At 39.4% G+C, this 21,040-nt stretch carries 18 protein-coding genes and 1 tRNA gene; 8 read left to right on the top strand and 11 right to left on the bottom strand.

The features are described from left to right. Positions 1–95: 95 nt before the first annotated feature. Complete coding sequence (gyrA, locus tag ACNSN2_RS06435; protein WP_055013303.1) at positions 96–2,795, bottom strand: DNA topoisomerase (ATP-hydrolyzing) subunit A; 2,700 nt, start codon at positions 2,793–2,795, stop codon at positions 96–98. Between the two features lie 178 nt (positions 2,796–2,973). Between gyrA and ubiG the strand changes: the two genes are divergently transcribed. The 5 genes from ubiG to yfaE all read left to right on the top strand — a co-directional run bounded on the left by ubiG (position 2,974) and on the right by yfaE (position 8,533). Then, on the top strand, positions 2,974–3,684 hold the full coding sequence (ubiG, locus tag ACNSN2_RS06430) for a bifunctional 2-polyprenyl-6-hydroxyphenol methylase/3-demethylubiquinol 3-O-methyltransferase UbiG (protein WP_418608817.1): 711 nt from the start codon (positions 2,974–2,976) through the stop codon (positions 3,682–3,684). After that, positions 3,684–4,364, top strand: a complete 681-nt coding sequence (locus ACNSN2_RS06425) for an HAD family hydrolase (RefSeq protein WP_418608816.1) — start codon at positions 3,684–3,686, stop codon at positions 4,362–4,364. Before ubiG ends, ACNSN2_RS06425 begins: the two co-directional genes overlap by 1 nt. Before the next feature lie 410 nt (positions 4,365–4,774). Beyond that, the gene (gene nrdA / locus ACNSN2_RS06420; protein WP_010389918.1) at positions 4,775–7,057 is read left to right on the top strand and encodes a class 1a ribonucleoside-diphosphate reductase subunit alpha; all 2,283 of its coding nucleotides are present in this window, start codon (positions 4,775–4,777) and stop codon (positions 7,055–7,057) included. Positions 7,058–7,130: 73 nt separating this feature from the next. Next, positions 7,131–8,261 (top strand): class Ia ribonucleoside-diphosphate reductase subunit beta, encoded by a 1,131-nt coding sequence (gene nrdB / locus ACNSN2_RS06415; RefSeq protein ID WP_010389917.1) that lies wholly within the window; start codon positions 7,131–7,133, stop codon positions 8,259–8,261. Beyond that, positions 8,261–8,533: a class I ribonucleotide reductase maintenance protein YfaE gene (gene yfaE, locus ACNSN2_RS06410; RefSeq protein WP_076919572.1), complete on the top strand. Its 273-nt coding sequence runs from the start codon at positions 8,261–8,263 to the stop codon at positions 8,531–8,533. The genes nrdB and yfaE overlap by 1 nt, the downstream gene beginning before the upstream one ends. A 114-nt stretch (positions 8,534–8,647) precedes the next feature. On the opposite strand, the gene ACNSN2_RS06405 is transcribed toward yfaE, so the two are convergent. The 3 genes from ACNSN2_RS06405 to ACNSN2_RS06395 form a co-directional block, all read right to left on the bottom strand. Next, positions 8,648–9,244 carry a DUF1287 domain-containing protein gene (locus ACNSN2_RS06405; RefSeq protein ID WP_418608815.1) on the bottom strand — a complete coding sequence of 199 codons (597 nt, stop codon included), beginning with the start codon at positions 9,242–9,244 and terminating at the stop codon, positions 8,648–8,650. 27 nt (positions 9,245–9,271) lie between these two features. Beyond that, entirely contained in the window at positions 9,272–9,745 is a 474-nt protein-coding gene (locus ACNSN2_RS06400) for a hypothetical protein (protein ID WP_418608814.1), read from the bottom strand. 128 nt (positions 9,746–9,873) lie between these two features. Continuing rightward, positions 9,874–10,299, bottom strand: a complete 426-nt coding sequence (locus ACNSN2_RS06395) for a tetratricopeptide repeat protein (RefSeq protein ID WP_171043243.1) — start codon at positions 10,297–10,299, stop codon at positions 9,874–9,876. 207 nt (positions 10,300–10,506) lie between these two features. Between ACNSN2_RS06395 and ACNSN2_RS06390 the strand changes: the two genes are divergently transcribed. Then, the gene (locus tag ACNSN2_RS06390; protein WP_418608813.1) at positions 10,507–10,896 is read left to right on the top strand and encodes a YkgJ family cysteine cluster protein; all 390 of its coding nucleotides are present in this window, start codon (positions 10,507–10,509) and stop codon (positions 10,894–10,896) included. A 151-nt stretch (positions 10,897–11,047) separates the two neighbouring features. Further along, on the top strand, positions 11,048–13,447 hold the full coding sequence (locus ACNSN2_RS06385) for a TonB-dependent receptor (RefSeq protein WP_418608812.1): 2,400 nt from the start codon (positions 11,048–11,050) through the stop codon (positions 13,445–13,447). 89 nt (positions 13,448–13,536) lie between these two features. Here the strand turns inward: ACNSN2_RS06385 and ACNSN2_RS06380 are convergent, their stop codons facing one another. The 7 genes from ACNSN2_RS06380 to ACNSN2_RS06350 form a co-directional block, all read right to left on the bottom strand. Further along, positions 13,537–14,154, bottom strand: a complete 618-nt coding sequence (locus tag ACNSN2_RS06380) for an FKBP-type peptidyl-prolyl cis-trans isomerase (RefSeq protein WP_008112467.1) — start codon at positions 14,152–14,154, stop codon at positions 13,537–13,539. A gap of 69 nt (positions 14,155–14,223) precedes the next feature. Then, positions 14,224–14,547, bottom strand: a complete 324-nt coding sequence (locus ACNSN2_RS06375) for a hypothetical protein (RefSeq protein WP_010389909.1) — start codon at positions 14,545–14,547, stop codon at positions 14,224–14,226. A 114-nt stretch (positions 14,548–14,661) separates the two neighbouring features. Beyond that, positions 14,662–14,752: transfer RNA gene (locus tag ACNSN2_RS06370), tRNA-Ser, on the bottom strand. Positions 14,753–14,858: 106 nt separating this feature from the next. Further along, positions 14,859–15,236 carry a hypothetical protein gene (locus tag ACNSN2_RS06365; protein WP_041709037.1) on the bottom strand — a complete coding sequence of 126 codons (378 nt, stop codon included), beginning with the start codon at positions 15,234–15,236 and terminating at the stop codon, positions 14,859–14,861. A gap of 203 nt (positions 15,237–15,439) precedes the next feature. Next, positions 15,440–15,988 (bottom strand): NAD(P)H nitroreductase, encoded by a 549-nt coding sequence (locus ACNSN2_RS06360; protein ID WP_054200867.1) that lies wholly within the window; start codon positions 15,986–15,988, stop codon positions 15,440–15,442. A gap of 110 nt (positions 15,989–16,098) precedes the next feature. Next, positions 16,099–16,788: a DoxX family protein gene (locus ACNSN2_RS06355; protein ID WP_418608811.1), complete on the bottom strand. Its 690-nt coding sequence runs from the start codon at positions 16,786–16,788 to the stop codon at positions 16,099–16,101. 89 nt (positions 16,789–16,877) lie between these two features. Continuing rightward, positions 16,878–18,839 carry an FAD-dependent oxidoreductase gene (locus ACNSN2_RS06350; protein WP_418608810.1) on the bottom strand — a complete coding sequence of 654 codons (1,962 nt, stop codon included), beginning with the start codon at positions 18,837–18,839 and terminating at the stop codon, positions 16,878–16,880. Between the two features lie 297 nt (positions 18,840–19,136). Here ACNSN2_RS06350 and sppA point away from each other — a divergent pair, with 297 nt between their 5' ends. Then, a complete protein-coding gene (sppA, locus tag ACNSN2_RS06345) occupies positions 19,137–21,002 on the top strand; it encodes a signal peptide peptidase SppA (RefSeq protein WP_418608809.1) in 1,866 nt (621 codons plus the stop codon). Positions 21,003–21,040: the final 38 nt, after the last annotated feature.

Genomic DNA, 21,040 nt, shown 5'->3' with positions numbered 1-21,040 from the left:
TTTTCCTCATTCCAGTAATTTAACTTGAATTAAACTAATTTAATTTTTTTCAACCACATAAAAAAAGCGGCCAAGGCCGCTTTTTTCAATCTCAATTATTCTGAAGGAGGATTATCATCCGCTACTTCATCTATAACCGTATCTACTGTTTCAACGTCTTCGATATCAATCAAGTCACTTTCAGTCACTTCAATCTCTTCTATACGTTGTAAACCAACTACTTGCTCTTCGTCAATAGTTCTGATCAAAATAACACCTTGGGTGTTACGTCCAACCGTAGAAACTTCATTAACGCGAGTACGTACTAAGGTACCACGATTCGAAATAATCATTATTTCGTCGTTGTCATCAACTTGTACAGCACCAACAACGGCACCATTACGCTCACTCACCTTAATTGATACAACACCTTGTGTTGCACGACTCTTAGATGGGTAGTCTTCAAGTTGAGTACGCTTACCGTAACCATTTTCTGTCACTGTTAATATTGCACCGTCATTCTTTGGTACAATCAGTGATACAACACGTTGATCGTCTGGCATCTTAATACCACGAACACCCGTTGCAGTACGACCCATAGGACGTACACCTTTGAAGCGAATCTCAGGCTTACCTTCTTCATCAAGAACAGGGTTACCATTTTCATCAACTACCGTGGTTTCTTCAGCTTCTTTAAAGCGTACAACTTTACCCGCATCAGTGAACAACATAATTTCGTTGCTACCATCGGTAATATCAACACCAATTAAGCTATCACCTTCGTTTAAGTTAACGGCAATAATACCGCTTGCACGTTGACGGCTGTAGGCCGTTAATGGTGTTTTCTTAACCGTACCAAATGCTGTAGCCATAAAGATGTATTTATCATCTTCATAATCACGTACAGGTAAGATAGCTGTAATACGTTCATCTGCTTCAAGTGGTAATAAGTTAACAATTGGCTTACCGCGCGCTGCGCGACTTGCAAGTGGTAACTGGTACACTTTAAGCCAGTATAATCGACCCGCAGTAGAGAAACATAAAATAGTATCGTGGGTATTGGCAACAAGTAGACGTTCAATGAAATCTTCATCTTTCATCTTAGTTGCTGACTTGCCTTTACCACCACGACGCTGCGCTTCGTAATCACTTAACGCTTGATACTTAACGTATCCTTCGTGTGACAAGGTCACAACCACGTTCTCTTCGTTAATTAAGTCTTCAAGGCTAATATCGTGTGCTGCGGCATTAATTTCAGTGCGGCGCTCATCACCATATTGCTCTTTAATTTCAACTAACTCATCACGAATAACTTCCATTAAACGTTCCGGACTTGCCAAAATGAATAATAGTTCAGCAATTAGGTCTAGTAACGATTGGTATTCAGTAAGAATTTTTTCGTGCTCTAGGCCCGTTAGTTTGTGTAGACGTAGGTCTAAAATTGCTTGAGCTTGTTGCTCAGAAATATAGTACTGACCATCACGAATACCCAGCTCGCTTGCTAACCAATCTGGGCGGGCAACATTGTCTTCACCGGCTTTATCAAGCATGGCTTTAACATTACCTAATTCCCAAGGACGCGCTGTTAGTGCAACTTTTGCTTCAGCAGGTGTTGGTGACTTACGAATAAGTTCGATAATTGGGTCAATGTTTGCCAGTGCAATCGCTAAACCTTCTAGCGTATGCGCACGGTCACGGGCTTTGCGTAAATCAAATACCGTACGGCGAGTAACAACTTCACGGCGGTGAATAATAAACTCTTCAAGCATTTCTTTTAAGTTGAAACACTTAGGCTGGTTATTAATTAACGCAACCATATTCATACCAAACACAGTTTGTAACTGAGTTTGTGAATAAAGGTTGTTCAAAATAACTTCACCTACGTCACCACGTTTGATCTCAATAACGATACGCATACCGTCTTTATCTGATTCATCACGTAATGCGCTGATCCCTTCAATTTTTTTATCTTTAACTAGCTCAGCGATTTTTTCAATCAAACGGGCTTTGTTAACTTGGTAAGGGATTTCATGAACAATAATCGTTTCGCGGCCAGTTTTCTCATCGGTTTCGATGTCAGCACGCGCACGCATGTACACTTTACCACGACCGGTTTGATAGGCTTGTTCAATGCCTTTTTTACCGTTAATAATCGCCGCAGTTGGGAAATCAGGCCCTGGGATGTAATCCATTAACTCAGTAATAGTTAATTCAGGGTTTTGAATAAGCGCTAAACAGCCATTCACTACTTCTGTTAAGTTGTGTGGCGGGATATTTGTCGCCATACCAACAGCAATACCTGACGAACCATTAACTAACAGGTTAGGTATTTTAGTCGGTAACACATCAGGAATTTGTTCTGTGCCGTCGTAGTTAGGCACAAAATCAACCGTTTCTTTTTCAAGATCGGCTAATAATTCGTGCGACATTTTTGCCATACGTACTTCTGTATAACGCATTGCCGCTGCTGAATCACCATCAACCGAACCAAAGTTACCCTGACCATCAACTAGCATATAACGTAGTGAGAATGGCTGAGCCATACGTACGATGGTGTCATAAACTGCACTGTCGCCGTGTGGGTGGTATTTACCGATTACATCACCGACCACACGGGCCGATTTTTTGTAAGGCTTGTTCCAGTCATTACTAAGCTCGTTCATTGCAAACAAGACGCGGCGGTGAACAGGTTTTAAACCGTCACGTACGTCTGGTAATGCACGTCCTACAATTACACTCATGGCGTAATCTAAGTAGGAGTTTTTTAACTCGTCTTCAATATTGACTGGCAGAATTTCATTGGCGAGATCAGTCATTTGATATCACATTCCTTCAGTATCAGCTCTTAACAACCCATTATTAGGTATTAAGAGTGTTTGTTATTATTTCTAAGCAACCATGCTATCACAATTAATTTTAATTTACAGGCGCAAAACTTTGCGATTTATCAATTTAGCCCTATATAATGGCCTCAGATTGACGAGGAAGTATTTTATGACCGAACATCAAAATGTAGATAACGCAGAAATAGCAAAGTTTGAAGCCATCGCAGAGCGTTGGTGGGATTTAGAAGGCGAATTTAAGCCGCTTCACGAAATTAATCCATTACGATTAGATTTCATCGCAGACAAAACTAAAGGATTATTTGACAAAGAAACCCTCGATGTAGGATGTGGTGGCGGTATTTTAAGTCACAGCATGGCGCGAATGGGGGCAAAGGTAACAGGTATCGATATGGGGCAAGAGCCTTTAACTGTCGCTAAGTTACACAGTTTAGAAACAAGTGTACCCGTTGAATATATAAAAGTACCTGCTGAACAATTTGCTGATGAGCACCCTGAGCGCTTTGATGTGATTACTTGTATGGAAATGTTAGAACATGTCCCCGACCCTGCTTCTATTATCCATGCAGTCGCTAAATTAGCAAAACCTGAGGCCGATGTATTCTTCTCCACCCTTAATAAAACCCCTAAAGCTTACTTATACGCTATTGTCGGCGCAGAAAAACTGTTAAAAATGGTGCCAGAAGGTACCCACGACCATAAAAAGTTCATTAAACCTGCGCAATTAATCGCATGGGCAGAACAAGCAGGGTTAAAGGTACGTGCCAGTGCAGGATTAAGTTACAACCCACTCTCAAAGCAATATACGATTAATGATGATGTTAGCGTAAATTATATGCTGCACTTTGAGAAGTTAGCGTAATGACAAGCTCACAAACATCTACTAGCCCAATTGAATATCAAGCATTGCTATTTGACTTAGATGGCACTTTACTTGATACCGCTGATGATTTAGGCGCTGCACTTAATAGTGTGCTGCATAATCACCAACAACCACAAGTGGGCAGTGATATATATCGACCCGCAGCTTCAAATGGCGCAGCAGCATTACTTGCTGCTGGTTTTAAAGAAGGTTGGGCGCAACAACCGCAAGAGCAACTTTTAGCAGAGCTAGTTGCATACTACGCTGCCAATATTGCCACCCATACCCAATGCTTTGTCGGTGTAGAGCAATTACTTATTGCCCTTGATAATAAAGGGATCCCGTGGGGCATTATGACAAATAAGCCTAGCTTTTTAACCGATCCTTTAGTCAAGGCGATTCCTGCATTAAAAAATGCGCAAATTGTGATAAGTGGTGATACCTTAGCTGAGTCTAAGCCCTCACCCCTTCCTTTATTACATTGTGCTGAGCAAATGAGTGTTGATCCTTCGCGCTGCCTATATATAGGTGATGCGCAGCGAGATATACAAGCAGGTAAAGCAGCGAATATGCACACCGCTACCGCACTGTGGGGATATGTACCGAGTGTGGACGAGGCATTGGCTTGGAATGCAGATTTTAATTGGCATAGCCCTATAGATGCTTTCAACCACATATAGTGCCATACCAATTAATAAACACTACATATTGTGATTGTGTTAGTTTTTACGCAAAGCTTGATGATAAAAAAAGCAGACAAAATTTATTTTTAAAAAGCGTAAATTTAATCTTTCCTTAGTTGATTTTTACAAATTTCAACTTAACCGAATGATCAAAGGTTAATGCCTACTAACACAATTACGTTATCCCAACGTTATCCACAATCAGAGCGGTTTCTGTCCCTTGCAAAAGATCACAGACCACACTATCTTGTGATCTCTAATTTGAACAACACCAGATATTGTGGCTAAATGTTATTCAATTAAATTTACCTATGCGGTAGAAATAACAATAAAAGAATAGGCACTGGGCGTTTTAAGTGCACTCATTGGTCAAAAATATTTAATTCCCAAGGAATACAGGCAAAACTATGAACCAACAGTTATCTGTAAGCAAACGTGACGGCCGTAAAGAGCCACTTGATCTAGACAAGATCCATCGCGTTATTGAATGGGCCGCCGAAGGTTTAAACAACGTTTCGGTTTCACAAGTTGAACTTAAATCACATATTCAATTTTATGACGGTATTCGTACTAAAGATATTCATGAGACGATTATCAAAGCCGCTGCGGATCAGATCTCAAAAGAATCACCTGATTATCAGTATCTTGCTGCTCGTTTAGCTGTATTCCATTTACGTAAAAAAGCGTATGGCCAATTTGAGCCACCGCGTCTTTTTGACCACGTTACTAACATGGTTGAACAAAAACGCTACGACGCCCATTTGCTTGTTGATTACACAGAGCAAGAACTTGATGAACTAGATACTTACTTAGATCATTCACGCGATCTTAACTTTAGCTACGCAGCAGTAAAGCAGCTTGAAGGTAAATACTTAGTACAAAACCGTGTAACCGGTGAAATTTACGAAAGCGCGCAGTTTTTATATATATTAGTAGCAGCAAGCTTATTCTCAGATTATCCACGTGAAACGCGTATTGATTACATCAAACGTTTTTACGATGCGGTTTCACTATTTAAAATTTCTTTACCTACACCAATTATGTCGGGTGTGCGTACGCCAACGCGTCAGTTTAGCTCATGTGTACTGATTGAGTGTGGCGACAGCTTAGATTCAATTAATGCGACTTCATCAGCCATTGTTAAATACGTTTCTCAACGTGCTGGTATTGGTATAAATGCCGGACGTATTCGTGCATTAGGTAGCCCTATTCGTAACGGCGAAGCGTACCACACAGGTTGTATTCCGTTTTATAAGCACTTTCAAACAGCGGTTAAAAGCTGTTCGCAAGGCGGTGTACGTGGCGGTGCAGCTACTTTATTCTACCCGCTTTGGCACTTAGAAGTAGAAAATCTGCTGGTACTTAAAAATAACCGTGGTGTTGATGATAACCGCGTACGTCATCTAGATTATGGTGTGCAGTTCAATAAACTAATGTATTCGCGTTTAATTAAAGACGATTACATTACCTTATTTAGTCCATCAGACGTGCCGGGGCTTTACGATGCATTCTTTGAAGATCAAGATGAATTTGATGCACTTTATGTAAAATATGAGCAAGACGAGTCAATTCGTAAAAAACGTATTAAAGCCATTGAACTGTTTTCTATGTTTGCTCAAGAACGTGCCAGCACCGGTCGTATTTACTTACAGAACGTTGACCACTGTAATACACACAGTCCGTTTATCTCAAAAGTGGCGCCTATACGTCAATCTAACTTATGTTTAGAAATTGCGTTACCGACTAAGCCTCTTAGCAACGTGAATGACGAAGAAGGTGAAATTGCACTTTGTACATTATCTGCGTTTAACTTAGGTGCCATTGAGTCTTTAGATGAACTAGAAGAGTTAGCTGAGCTTGCAGTACGTGCACTTGATAACCTACTTGATTTCCAAGACTACCCTGTACCTGCAGCTAAAAATGCCACTATGGGGCGTCGTACGCTAGGCATAGGTGTTATTAACTACGCTTATTACTTAGCTAAAAACGGTAAGCGTTATTCAGATGGCAGCGCAAATGCACTCACGCACAAAACGTTTGAAGCAATTCAGTACTACCTAATGAAGGCATCTAACGAACTTGCTAAAGAGCGTGGAGCATGTCCTAAATTTAACGAAACTACTTACTCGCAAGGTATTATGCCAACCGATACGTACAAACGTGATTTAGACAAAATTTGTGATGAACCACTGCATCTTGATTGGGATACATTACGTGCCAGCATTAAAGAGCATGGTATGCGTAACTCCACGCTGAGCGCATTAATGCCATCAGAAACGTCATCGCAAATCTCAAATGCAACTAATGGCATCGAGCCACCGCGTGGTCACATTAGTGTTAAAGCAAGTAAAGACGGTATTTTAAAGCAAGTTGTTCCTGACTACGAACGCCTTAAAGATAACTACGAATTACTGTGGGATATTCCATCAAACGATGGTTACTTACAATTAGTAGGCATAATGCAGAAATTTATCGACCAAACAATTTCAGCAAATACTAATTATGATCCAAATAGATACGAAGGCGGTAGAGTACCTATGAAAGTCTTACTAAAAGACTTACTCGGTGCATACAAACTAGGTGTTAAAACACTTTACTACCATAATACCCGCGATGGCGCATCAGATGCTCAAGAAGACACTCCAGAAGTGGAAGATGATGATTGTGCAGGCGGCGCGTGTAAAATTTAATAGTTAAACTTAAAGCGGGCGCCTTGCCCGCTTTGTCCTGATAGTCTTAGTGATAGTTTTTTGAGTGATAAACATGTCTTATACTACTTTTAGCAGAAATCATAATAACCAAATGCAAGAGCCAATGTTTTTTGGTCAAACCGTTAACGTGTCACGTTACGATCAACAAAAATACCCTATTTTTGAAAAACTAATTGAAAAACAATTGTCTTTCTTTTGGCGACCTGAAGAAGTTGATGTAAGTAAAGACCGTTTAGACTTTCAAGCGCTTCCCGAACACGAAAAGCATATATTTTTAAGCAACTTAAAATACCAAACGTTGCTTGATAGTGTTCAAGGCCGCTCACCTAACGTAGCATTACTTCCTATCGTATCAATTCCTGAACTAGAAACGTGGATTGAGACATGGGCGTTTAGTGAAACTATTCATAGTCGTTCGTACACCCATATTATTCGTAACGTAACTCAAGCGCCTGAACTCATTTTTGATGACATTGTTAGCAATGACAAAATTAGTGAGCGTGCCGATGCGGTAACTACTTATTATGATGACCTAATCAATTCTGTATCGCTTTACAACCTATACGGTGAAGGCAAACACGAAATTAATGGCCAAACCGTGGTAGTTAATTTATTTGAGCTGAAAAAGAAATTGTACCTGGCAATGATGTCAGTGAACATTTTAGAAGCCATTCGCTTTTATGTGAGTTTTGCCTGTTCATTTGCGTTTGCCGAGCGTGAATTGATGGAAGGTAATGCTAAAATTATAAAGCTTATTGCCCGCGATGAAGCACTTCATCTTTCAGGTACTCAGCATATTTTAAATATCATGCAAGATGGCAAAGATGACCCTGAAATGGCGATTGTTGCCGCACAATGCCGTGAAGAAGCAATTAAGATGTTTGTTGAAGCCGCAGAGCAAGAAAAAGAATGGGCCGAGTACCTATTTAAAGATGGCTCGATGATTGGTTTAAATAAACACATTCTATGTCAATATGTTGAGTACATTACCAATGCGCGTATGACCGCGATTGGTCTACCTGCACAGTTTGAAAACAACAGTAACCCTATTCCGTGGATCAACTCATGGTTAGTGTCGGATAACGTGCAAGTTGCTCCCCAAGAAGCAGAGATTAGCTCATACTTAGTTGGTCAAATTGATTCACAAGTAGATGCCGATGAGTTTGGTGACTTTGATTTATAATGACTGATAGAACGACTGCAAGTATCACGCTTGCAGATAACAGCCAGCGCATTGATTTTGCCGCTGGCTGCCCTTCTCTTTTACATTGCCTAGAATCGAATAAGATTGATGCTGCTTACCAATGCCGTGAGGGTTATTGCGGTGCATGTCGAGCAACACTTGTCTCTGGTGAAGTTAATTACAATGAAGAGCCGTTAGCGTTTGTTCGCGATGGTGAAATACTTCTATGTTGCTGCAAACCAAATGGTGATATCAGTATTAATTTAAAGTAACTAACTCACATTAAGCGTATTTAACAGCACGAGAATAATATAAAACAGCTAGGTTTGTACCAAACCTGTTTGCCGTGTTTTTAAACTCAAACACGCCTACTAGTACAGTGTTATTTACTCTGAATATTCTGCAGGCACAAATCGGTAATGACCCGTAATTGTATACGCAAAAAGCATATCACTCATTTCTGGCCCACGACCAATATTATGCACAATAAGCGGGTTGCCGCTGCCCTGCGCTATTTCATTAACGACCATACCAATATGCGGTAAATTACCTGGCAGCATCCAAGTAACTATGTCACCGGCTTTATAATCCTCTGCATTAAGCGATTTAGTTAACACTTTTGCATGGCGCTCAAAGTAAACTTGTAAGTTAGGTACACGTCGATGATCAATATTTTTATCTGGCTTGGTTAATCCCCAAATACGCTTAGAAGGATATGCACGAAAATTGTTCTGCATGTCTTCATGTACTAATTTTTGCAAATCAATACCAAGCTGTCGGTACGACCTAATTAAAACATCGGTACACACACCAATATTAGCGGGCACATCACCACCTGGGTACTCAAGTTTATGATAGGCACCATCGTAAGTTACTGGTTGTGTTGTTCTATGGATTAATGCATTAACAATATCATCATCAAAAGAGCTCGCCTGCACATGAAAAGCAAATAGAGCTAGTGGATAGAGAAAAAAACGTGACATATAAATTCCTTTTATAATGCTTATTAACTAAAGCTGTTGAGTAATATAATCAGGAATATTAAATTTATTTCCATTACTGGTATAGTGCGCATCAAGTTCATAGGCCATTATTTCAAGTGGAGCATCATTGTAACCAAACGTTTGGATTTCATTGATGTAGCGCATTATAAAAGCGTGCGCACCGAGTTCACGCCATTGAACTACATGAACAAGCTCATGAAAATGCACTCTTAAATTATCCACAGCGTTAGGTAATATATAATATGTATTTTTATAGGTTATTCCAGCTACATCCATATCAATAAAATTGCTTAAACCAAGTTCACGTAAACCTGTAAAGTCAGATTTAGGAATTTTATCAACAACGACATAAAATGCAGTTTTCAAAAATTCATTTGGGTAAAAGCCCTCAAACTCGCTAGCAAATTTTTCACAGCATATTCTTTGATTTGCATACTCGCTATTCGTTTTATCAATCCATTGTTCTATTTGCGCTAGCATTTTTTCTCCAAAAAATTACTCGGTAAGTTATTTATAAATATTTTATGAAGTTGAACTTTATCTTCTTCATAAAAAAGCGCCAAGTGTAAACTACTGGCGCTGATTATTAATAATCACTATAAAGTTTCCTAACCTTCTTCTTCAACCAGTGACTCTAATAGCTCATGGATCTCTGACTTTAATTCTTTGTCTTCAATTTTATTCGCACTGACTTTAGCATCTTGTAGGTTTTTAATCGCCGCTTCTTTGTCACCTAGTTCGAGCTGTAAAGTAGCCATAGAAAATGCAACCGACGACATATGATCTTTGTTATTGATTTCAATCGACTTCTGTAATGCTTTTTCATAAGTCTCAATAGCCTCTTCTAGCTCTTCGGTAAAATCTGCTAAAGTTTCCCACTGTACAGGGTGATCTTTAGCGGTATTTTCGTTTTCAATACAAATTGCTTTGAGCTCTGCATATAAAGATTCGAATTGTTTAGTATCATTCTTATTGGCAGCTGCCATCAGCTTTTCTGCTAAATCGTGAACCGCTTTGTATACTTTAGTATTCATAATTACTCGCTACCTTAATTAATGCGCCTTTTTAATTTTTTACAGCGCTTTATCCGAAACATATGTCTTAATAGTACATTATTATTAAGCGCCGCGTTGTTACAAAAGTATTATAAGCAACAATAAACGCTGTTTAGTTTATTGACGTGGATATTAGGGTGCTACACTTAATGCTTACTATAAAAAGCAACAGTTAATATCTACCCTATGCAAAATTGCAATCAATGCGGTAAGTGCTGCACAAAATACGGTGCGGCAGATTTAGATACTAATCAGGATGAAATTCAAATGTGGGCGTTATTCAACCCTGAAATATTTCAATACGTTAAAAACGATAAATTATGGTTTGACCCAACAACGGGTGAGCAATTAACGCAATGCCCATTTTTAGAGCTTGCCAATAAAGGATCCCCTAAAGAAAAAGATAAATATACTTGCAGTATTTATCATGACCGACCCCAAGATTGCAGGCATTATCCAAGCTTAATTTCAGAAATGATAAACGATGAATGTGAAATGCTTGAACCAGTCGATAAGCAAAATCATTTTAGAGCACAAAAAAAGTTAGACATACTGATGATAGACAGCCGCTCCTAAATTTAACTGTAATAATGCCGTGCTAAATTAAATTTATCGCTCTCTTGTGTTATTCAACGCAAATTTTAAAGTTATAGTATAACATTGTTGATAGCATAATTTTGTAGTGTTATATTATATCACAACATAACAACCACGAATTGAAGTAACTATGACTAAGCTAACACTCATATCCTCAGCACTACTGTCTGTTTTGTGTTCTCACTCTGCACTTGCAGCGACGATTAACGGCACGGTAACAGATACAAAAAAGCAACCCATTGCCAATGCCACGATTCATGTTCATGGTAAGTCAAAAAGCGTGCAAAGTAATGCACAAGGTCAGTTTAGTATCGACATAGATGCTAAAAGTCAATTACATATCAGTAAAGATAACTACCTAGATTCTCGTATATCGCTTGAAAATACAGGCAACACTATTAATGTTACTTTAAAGCCAACTTCGGTTGAAACTGTTGTTGTATATGCCTCAGCCCTGCATAAAAATAGCTTAGAAATGATTTCACCAGTAAGTGTGCTATCAGGCGATGAGCTAAAAAATAAAGCTAAGCCGACGCTAGGTGAGACACTTAAAGGCATACCTGGCGTTAATGCTAGTTATTTTGGCCCTGTTTCATCAAGTCCGATTATCCGCGGCCTAGGTGGTCCTCGAGTTAAAATTACTCAAAATGGTTTGGATAGCAGCGATGCGTCTCGCATTGGACCTGATCACGCTACATCAAGTGACAGCCTAGCGGCAGAGCAAATTGAAGTGTTACGTGGCCCAAGCACCCTACTTTATGGCTCTGGTGCTATTGGCGGTGTAGTGAATGTGGTTGATAACCGTATTCCAACCAATAACATTGACTCTTTATCTGGGGCAGCACAATACACGCACGATACAGTTTCAAATGCGAATACATTCGCAGCAAAACTAGAAACTGGCAGCGATAACTTTAATTTCCATTTTGATGGTACTAAACGCAGCGGTGATGATTACCAAACACCTCGTTTTAATTTACCGGATGAACATGAAGAAGGTGAAGTACATGTTGAAGGCGATGAAGAAACAGCTACTTCAGTTGAAAATACCTTTATAGACAGTGAAACAGTTAATTTTGGTACTAGCTATGTGGGTGAGCATTTAACCGTTGGATTTTCATACGGTAACATCGAAACAGACTATGGTATTCCAGGCCATTCACATGCTCATCATGAACACGTTCATGCACATGAAGAAGCAGGCGAGCATGAAGAACACGAAGGTGAAGAACATGCAGAAACACCCGTTTATGCTCATTTAGAACAAGACCGTTGGCAGGGGCTGGTAAGTTATGCTTTTCATGATAACTGGATTGAGTCTATTAACCTACGTGTTGGTTACACAGACTATACCCATAGTGAAATTGAAGACGGCGCTATTGGCACCACTTTTAGTAATGAAACCACTGAAGCACGTTTCAACGTAGAGCACCAATTAGGCCAATGGCATGGCATGATTGGCTATCACTATAGTGAGTCTGATTATGACGCGATTGGCGAAGAAGCCTTTACACCTGCAAGTATCACTACCACTCATGCGCTATATTTACTTGAAGAACGCACATTTGGTGACGTCACCGTAGAACTTGGCGCCCGTTTAGAAGATTATGAGATAAAAAGTGATGTAGATACGCATCAGCACAGCCATGATGACGAACCTGTATCAGCAGATGAAACTGTTAACTACACCCAAAGCTTTACTAATCTAAGTGCCTCAGCAGGTGCGATTTGGGAGTATATGCCAAGTCACAACCTAGCCGTTAGTTTGTCACATTCAGAACGTGCACCACTTTCAGCGGAGCTACTCTCTAATGGTGTGCATATTGCTACCGGGACTTATGAACTTGGTTTGGGTTACCATATTGAAGGTAACGAAGCGCATTTTGAGCCTGAAGAAATTAAACAAGAAACATCAACTAATCTAGATATTAGTTTACGTCGCTTTAGTGGAGACTTTGGTTACACTGTCAACTTTTTCTATAACGACATTAAAAACTTTTATTATCAGCAAAACACAGGATTAGTGTTTGATGAAATGGATGGTTTTGAACCTGCAGCCAATGGTCACAGTGACGCAATTGATGTTTATCAGTTCACAAGTAAAGATGCTGAGCTGTATGGTTTTGAATTTGATGTACATTATCAAATAAACCCCAGCGCCATGGTAAAAGTATTTGGTGATTCTACTCGCGCCAAACTAAAAGATAATGAAGGAAATTTACCACGCATTCCTGCTAATAAATTGGGTTCAGAACTGCAATACACCCTAGGTAGCGCACAATTTACCTTAACAGGAACACATTATTTTGAGCAAAATGATATTAGTGCATACGAAACAGCAACAGATGGCTATACATTGATTGATTTACAAGCCAATTATCAGCTTGATTTAGGTGCCGTTGACACACAGCTTTACCTAAGTGTTGATAACATTACTGATGAACTTGGTTTTGTACACAGCTCGTTTATTAAAGACACCGCGCCACTTCCTGGTCGTAACTTCCAATTTGGAGTAAGAGGCTACTTTTAAACAAAGATCAGTTTAATGAGACAATAAAAAACCGCATTCATATTAATGAATGCGGTTTTTTCATAACTAAAATGTTATGTACGTTCTAATTAAAGAATTGCGTGTAACTCAACGTCGAATACAAGTGTTGAGTAAGGTGCGATTGCTGCACCGGCACCACGTTCACCATAAGCAAGCTCATGAGGAACGTATAAGCGCCACTTAGTACCTACTGGCATCATTTGTAATGCTTCAGTCCAACCTTTGATCACGCCGCCCACTGGGAATTCAGCAGGTTGACCGCGCTCGTATGAGCTGTCAAAAACAGTACCGTTTACTAAAGTACCGTGGTAATCAACACGTACTGTAGACTCAGCAGTTGGCTTCTCGCCTTCACCTGTTGCAAGTACTTCGTACTGAAGACCTGACTCAGTTACTGTAATTTCAGGACGTTTTGCGTTTTCTTCTAAAAATGCAATGCCTTCAGCAGCGAGTACTTTAGCTTCTTCTTCACGACGAGCTTGGATCTCTTCGTTAATTTTTTCAAATGCAGCTTGGATCTCAGGGATCTCAACTTGAAAAGCACTGCCTGCATACGCATCTTTCATGCCTTCAAATACTGAATTTAAGTTTAAACCTTCAAAAGGATTAGCCTTAAGTTGCTCACCCATTTGTAAGCCAATACCGTAACTTGCTTTTTCAGCATCTGTAGTAAAATTATCTGACATAATGTGTTATTCACGTTTTGTTAGTTAAAAGACCCGTATATGCTATCACAAAATAAAAGGTCTTTGGTGCTAGTTTTTATTGAGTTTTTCTTTAATTAAACCAATAGCAAAGGTACACACAGGCAAACTGAGCAAAATTCCAACAAGTAAGCTCATCGACAATAATCCAGCCACACCGACCAGTAAAAGAGGCACAGCTACTAAACCGATAATGCCAATATAAAACGCGCCCCATACAGGCCAATAATTATCGTATTTTGTAATTAAATGCCCCGATAAAATATTAAACCCGATGCCATATAATAAGGTCATTATTAGTGCGTCGTCTGGATATGCATCAATAGCCATTTTTTGTAATAACGATATGGCGCTTTGGTAACAATAACCAAACACAGTCCATAGAAGAATGTGCTTAAGTAAACGTTTAGAAAAGGATAATTCCGGGGACTGTGACATTATAAAGCTCCAGATAGCAAAAAACCGCCAATAAGGCGGTTTTTTAAATAATGGTGGAGAGATAGGGATTTGAACCCTAGAGGGGCTATAAACCCCTGCCGGTTTTCAAGACCGGTGCATTCGACCACTCTGCCATCTCTCCGTACGGCGCGCATAATAAGATCATACGCTTAGCTTGTAAAGCCCTATTTTAATAAAACCGGCTAAATAGTTAAATATAAACCGATTTAGTTATCAATTAGCCATTATTAGTAATATTGCTTAGGCCTACGAGCAATCCAAGAGCACACTAAACAGACCAATAAGCTGGCTGTTAAAAATGCAATACTTTGAAATATTAAATCGAAGCGATTAAGGTCATCGCTCGGGATCACAACCAATACAAATGAAGGCAGTACAGTGAACAGTAAAACATAACAACATATTTTAAAAGCTCTGCCAAAATCAAACCGTTTCGATTGTTGCATCCACCAAGTTAGCAATACCAACACCCCTATTGCTGAAGCAGCAATAAAATGCTCAGCTTGAGTGCTCATTGCAACATAAAATGTCGCAAGCGCGCCAACTACACCCCAGATTGACCAAGCAAACCAGTTTTCTTTTTCACGTAAAAATAAATTTCCCATCATTTTCGTCTTCTTTATCGTTATTATTGGTAAGACTTTCCATACATTACCAAAAAACAACCGATTAAAAAACAAACTGAAGAAGATTTATTACGTTTAGTGCTTCCGTGCGCTTCTCGCAGCTACAATATTAACCGCAGTAGTGTAACACGATTAACTTAATGAATTATGACTATATTGAATATAAAAAGTTCATACTATTTCTACAAAAAACTAAAATAATTTTCTGGTTTGTGCCTTGGTGACTTTTTGCATTCAATTGCCGGCGTCCCTAAATATAAATAACCGACTATTTCATCATCATCATTTAAGTTAAGCGCCTGTTTAACACTGGGGCTTTGTGCAAAGTAACCCGTACGCCAAATACCGCCTAACCCCTGAGCGAATGCGGCTTGTTGCATTGCCAATACGCCACAACCTGCGCTTTGTACTTGTTCAATTCTAGGAACTTTTGGGTGTGGTTGATATTTTGCAATCGCAATAATAATCATAGGTGCTCTAAGCGGTAACTCCTTAGCGCGATTAATTACTTTTTCAGCCTGCTGCTCTGCTATAGCGCTTTGATAATAAATTTCACCTAACTTATGACGCGCATCACCTTGAACAATAATATATTGCCACGGTGCAATACAGCCATGATCGGGCACTCTCAACCCAGCCTGCTGAATAATGTTTAACTGCTCTTCATTAGGCCCTGGCGCTGTCAATTTTGCATCAGATTGGCGAGTGAGTAAAAGCTCAATAGCATCCATAGTGTGCTCTCAAAATTCAAAACGTAAGAGTAACATTTATAAGTAAAAAATAAACACTGCAGGGTTAAAACTACCAAGCAGATAAAATTAATGAAGCGAGTGTTTATATCCTAGTAACTATTGATGTAGACACCGCGTTTAAACCAATAATCTAGGCTTACAAAACGCCCACCTCCCGTAAAGAATAAGCTAAGTAACATGGCAAAATAAATAGCAGAAAATTCGATGCCGTTATTTAGTATTGATGGCTTACCTTTTTCGTATAGGTAATCTTCAAAGCCATATTCTTCAACTAAGCTGCGAATTTTACCTATTCGGACTTGTACTTCTTTTGAATTTTCAAGGCTTTCTTTGGCACCAGGGACTGATAGCCAATCAAGTACTTGGGCGGCACTTGTTTGTGGTTTTGTTGGCGCTATAGCAAACCAGCCGTTATGCCAGTGTACTGTTGTTGCTGCTACCACCATTGTAAACATAAGTGGAATACTCACTAAGCGCGTAAATAAACCAATAAGTAAAAACCAACCTCCTAAAAACTCACTCCAACCGGCTAAAAAAGCCAGCAAATCAGGAAACGGTAATCCTAACCCCCAGTCACTATTGCCAAACCACTGAACGACATCATCAGAGGCTAAAAACTGGTTAAAAAAACCATTAGTATCGCCACTTATTGCGAGTTTGTTATAGCCTGCAATAATCATTACAGGCGCTAAAATCAAGCGAAAAAGCAAAGCAGGCAAACCATCCAATAAAGATAATTTACCTATAATATTGTCATAAAGCGTAATTAATTTAATCATGCGCACTCTTGTATGTTCATTGTTTATTAAGTTATAGACTATAAACAAACATGACCGCGCACAGAGCTAAATTATTTCGCCCTTAAAGATTAAATTTGCCTTGCTACTTGTAACGCTTCAAATATTGCGCGTTTAGCATCAATAGCAGCAGCGAGTTTAGCGCCACCAATAACATGTACTTTGGTGTCCTCTGCTTGTGCCTTAAATAACTCGTCGTTAGACACTTGACCAATACAGGCAATAACCGTATCAACTGGCAGTACTTGAGCTTCACCAGCAACACTAATGGTTAGGCCGTTTTTATCAAAACTATGGTATTGGCAGTCTGCAATTTGTTTAACACCATGTTGTTTGGCAACTTGACGATGGATCCAACCAGTAGTTTTACCTAAGTCACCACCAAAGCGCCCTGCACTGCGTTTTAGCATATAGAGTTGACGTTCATCTTTATGCGGCTGAGGTTCACATTCTATGCCCCATTGGGTTTTAAAGTCGCTGATGCTTTGTGATTTGTGTTCACTTAAAAATGCCACCATATCAAAACCAATACCGCCTGCGCCTAATATAGCAATAGAATTACCCAGCTCTACTTCACCGCGTATAACTTCATCGTAAGCAAATACACGCTTATCATCGCTGCATTTAATCGTAGCTTCACGTGGTCTTACACCAGTTGCAAATACCACATCATCAAACTCAGCTAGCATACTGTCACTAAATGCTTTACCTAATTCAATGGTTACATTTAGACGCTTAAGTTCATTACTAAAATAAGCTAATGTATGATTGAAGTCTTCTTTACCAGGTATTTGCATAGCTAAATTGAATTGCCCACCCATATGTTGCTTTTGGTCAATCAGGGTTACATTGTGCCCTTTTTGCGCTAAGTAACAGCTAGACGATAAACCTGCAGGCCCTGCGCCAACCACTAATACATTTTTAGCTTTCTCTGCTTTTTCTAACGGGTAATCAAGCTCAAAACCTGCTTGTGGATTTACTAAACAGGTAGCGCGCTTACCTTTAAATACATGATCTAAACAACCCTGATTACAACCAATACAAATATTAATATGCTCAGATTGCTTAGCCGCGTATTTATTAAAAAATTCAGGATCAGCTAATAATGGACGCGCCATAGAAATTAAATCAGCTTCGCCAGCATTTAAAATATCATTAGCAATCTCTGGGGTATTAATGCGGTTTACCGCAATAACAGGCACGCTAATAACATCTTTTAAACGCTTTGACGCTTCTTTAAATGCACCCGGTGGCACCATACTCGCAATTGTAGGTACGCGCGCTTCATGCCAACCAATTCCGGTATTAAAAATATCAACACCCGCTTTTTCAAGTGCAACCGCTTGTTGAGTTACTTCATCAGGGGTTGAACCATTAGGGATTAAATCTATAACGGAGAGTCTAAAAATAATTAAAAATTTATCCGATACTTTTGCTCTTACTGCTTTTACAATTTCAACGGCTAAACGCATTCTGTTTTCAAGGCTGCCGCCAAATTCGTCGTTTCGTTTATTAGTATGCGGTGCCATAAACTCATTAATCAAATAACCTTCTGAGCCCATTACTTCCACGCCATCGTAACCAGCCTTTTCAGCCAAATAAGCCGAGTGAGCAAAATCTTTAATCGTTTTCTTAATTGAACTTAAAGACATTTCCTTTGGTTTATATGGATTAATCGGAGCTTTTATAGCACTTGGTGCCTGATTAAAAGGGTGATACGCATAACGCCCAGCATGTAATAATTGCAAACATATTTTACCACCATGTTGATGAACAGCTTGCGTATATGCACGATGCTTAAATACATCGTAATAACTATTAAATGATGAAGAAATAGGCGTTAACTTACCGCGTAAGTTAGGGCTGTAGCCTCCGGTAATAAGCATCGCAGTGCCACCTTTGGCACGTGCTTCATAAAAGGCACGAAGGCGTTTGCGATTGTGCCAACCTTCTTCAAGGCCGGTATGCATTGATCCCATTACTAAACGGTTGCGTAGTTGTGTGTGTTTTAGTTCTAGTTTTTGTTCTAACATCCTGTGCCCCAATAACTGGTCTAACCTGTGTGTTTGTTCAATTTTGCGTTAATGACGCAGAATAAGCAATATACGAGCAGCTTAAACTTAAACTTTTTAATTTAAAACACCCTAAATAATCTTGTTTTATGTATAACTGTTAATTGTAAAATACGGCTAAAAGTGACATAAACATTCGTATAATCATAAGTGTAATTGAATTTATAAATGTTTCGTTACGATTTAGCAGTTAAATTAATTTATATTCTAAGCTACTATGGCAATAACGTTTTAGCTGTACGAATTTAAGGAGCTATTTTGATAGCGAAGGTATTTAAAGGTATATGGACAGGGATTAACTTCTCGCGTCGTTTAGTACTAAATTTATTATTTTTATTTTTGGTTATCATTTTCATTGTCTCAGTATCAAGTGACGGCGATAAAATCATTGTCGAAGAGGGTTCTGTCCTCAGGCTCAACCTAAACGGTCCTATTGTGGAAGAAAAAACCTACGTAGACCCTATAGAAGCGGCCATTAATGATGCAACAGCAAGCGCTGATACGCCTACTGAAATACTGCTTGATGATGTCATTGAAGTAATCAATGAGGCGTCACAAGACTCTCGTATCAGCGCAATTTTGCTTGATTTACAAGAAATGCCAAAAGCGCACTTAAATAAGCTTAAGCAAATTACAAAAGCACTTGATACATTTAAAGCAACTGGAAAAAAAGTAATTGCCTCAGGCTATTACTATACCCAAGCGCAATATTACATTGCCGCGCATGCAGACGAAATTGCGATGCACCCTTATGGTAGTGTGCTTATTGAAGGCTACGGTATGTACCCGCTTTACTTCAAAGATGCATTAGAAAAATTAGAAGTCACTCAGCATATATTTCGTGTAGGTACCTTCAAATCTGCCGTTGAACCATTTATCAGAAACGATATGTCAGAAGCAGCTAAAGAAGCAAACCGCGTATGGTTAGGTGCTTTATGGAACGAATATAAGCAAGATGTAAGTGCGGTGCGTCCATTTGACGAATCAAATTTTGATGAAACAATGGATACTTATTTAGCTAAAATGCAGGCTGCCAATGGTGATGCGGGTAAATACGCGCTGGATAATAAATGGGTTGATTCTCTCAAAACTAATCAACAAATTCGTCAACAATTAATTGATCTAGTTGGCGCTGAGGAAGATGGTAAAACATTTAAACAAGTGTCTTTTGGTGAATACTTAAGCTTAGTTAAGCCGCCAATTGAGTTTGATAACCCAATGACAGAAAAAGTCGCTGTGGTTGTAGCTAAAGGTACCATCGTAGACGGTGAGCGTCGTGCCGGTGAGATTGGCGGTGATTCAACAGCTGCACTATTACGCAAGGCACGCCTTGACGATAAAGTAAAAGCAGTCGTGTTACGTATTGATTCTGGCGGTGGCAGCATGTTTGCCTCTGAAGTTATTCGTGCTGAAGTATTGGCGCTTAAGGCCGCAGGTAAACCAGTCATTGCTTCAATGAGCTCAGTAGCTGCATCAGGTGGTTATTGGATTGCATCAGCGGCAAATGAGATTTGGGCAGCACCTAGTACGATTACCGGCTCAATCGGTGTATTTGGTACCTTTATGACCTTTGAAGATACCTTAGCTAAAATCGGTGTTTACTCTGATGGTGTAGCGACTACAGAAATGGCCGGTTTTTCAATAACTCGTCCACTAAATGAAAAAATGGCACAAGTGATTCAAATGAGTGTTGAAGAAGCTTATGAACGTTTTTTAAATGTCGTTGCCGATGCACGTAATATGACCCCTGAGCAAGTTGATAAAATTGCCCAAGGCCGCGTTTGGATTGCATCGCAAGCTCAAGAGCTTGGTTTAGTTGACAAGCTGGGTAACAAGCAAGGCGCTATCAAAGCGGCTGCAGAGCTTGCTAAACTTAACTTCTATGAAGTTAAAACAATTAAACAATCACTTAGCCCTCAAGAACAAATGCTCCAAGATATTTTTGGTAGCGCCGCGGTTAAATCAGTGCTTGGACTTGAAACACAAAAATCAGCAGTACTAGCTAGTCAAGCTAACCTGCAAAGCGTGATTAAGCAATTAAGCAGCGAAGTAGAAAACCTGAAAGATTATAACGATCCACAAGGTGTTTACGCGCGCTGTTTAGAATGTACAGTTGCACAATAATGCCCTAACAGGCTGTATTGATTAGCACTTAGCGTTAT

It is taken from the genome of Pseudoalteromonas sp. US3C1013, assembly GCF_048401115.1.
Classification (GTDB): Bacteria; Pseudomonadota; Gammaproteobacteria; order Enterobacterales; family Alteromonadaceae; genus Pseudoalteromonas; species Pseudoalteromonas undina.
This window is presented reverse-complemented; position numbering and strand designations above follow the sequence as displayed.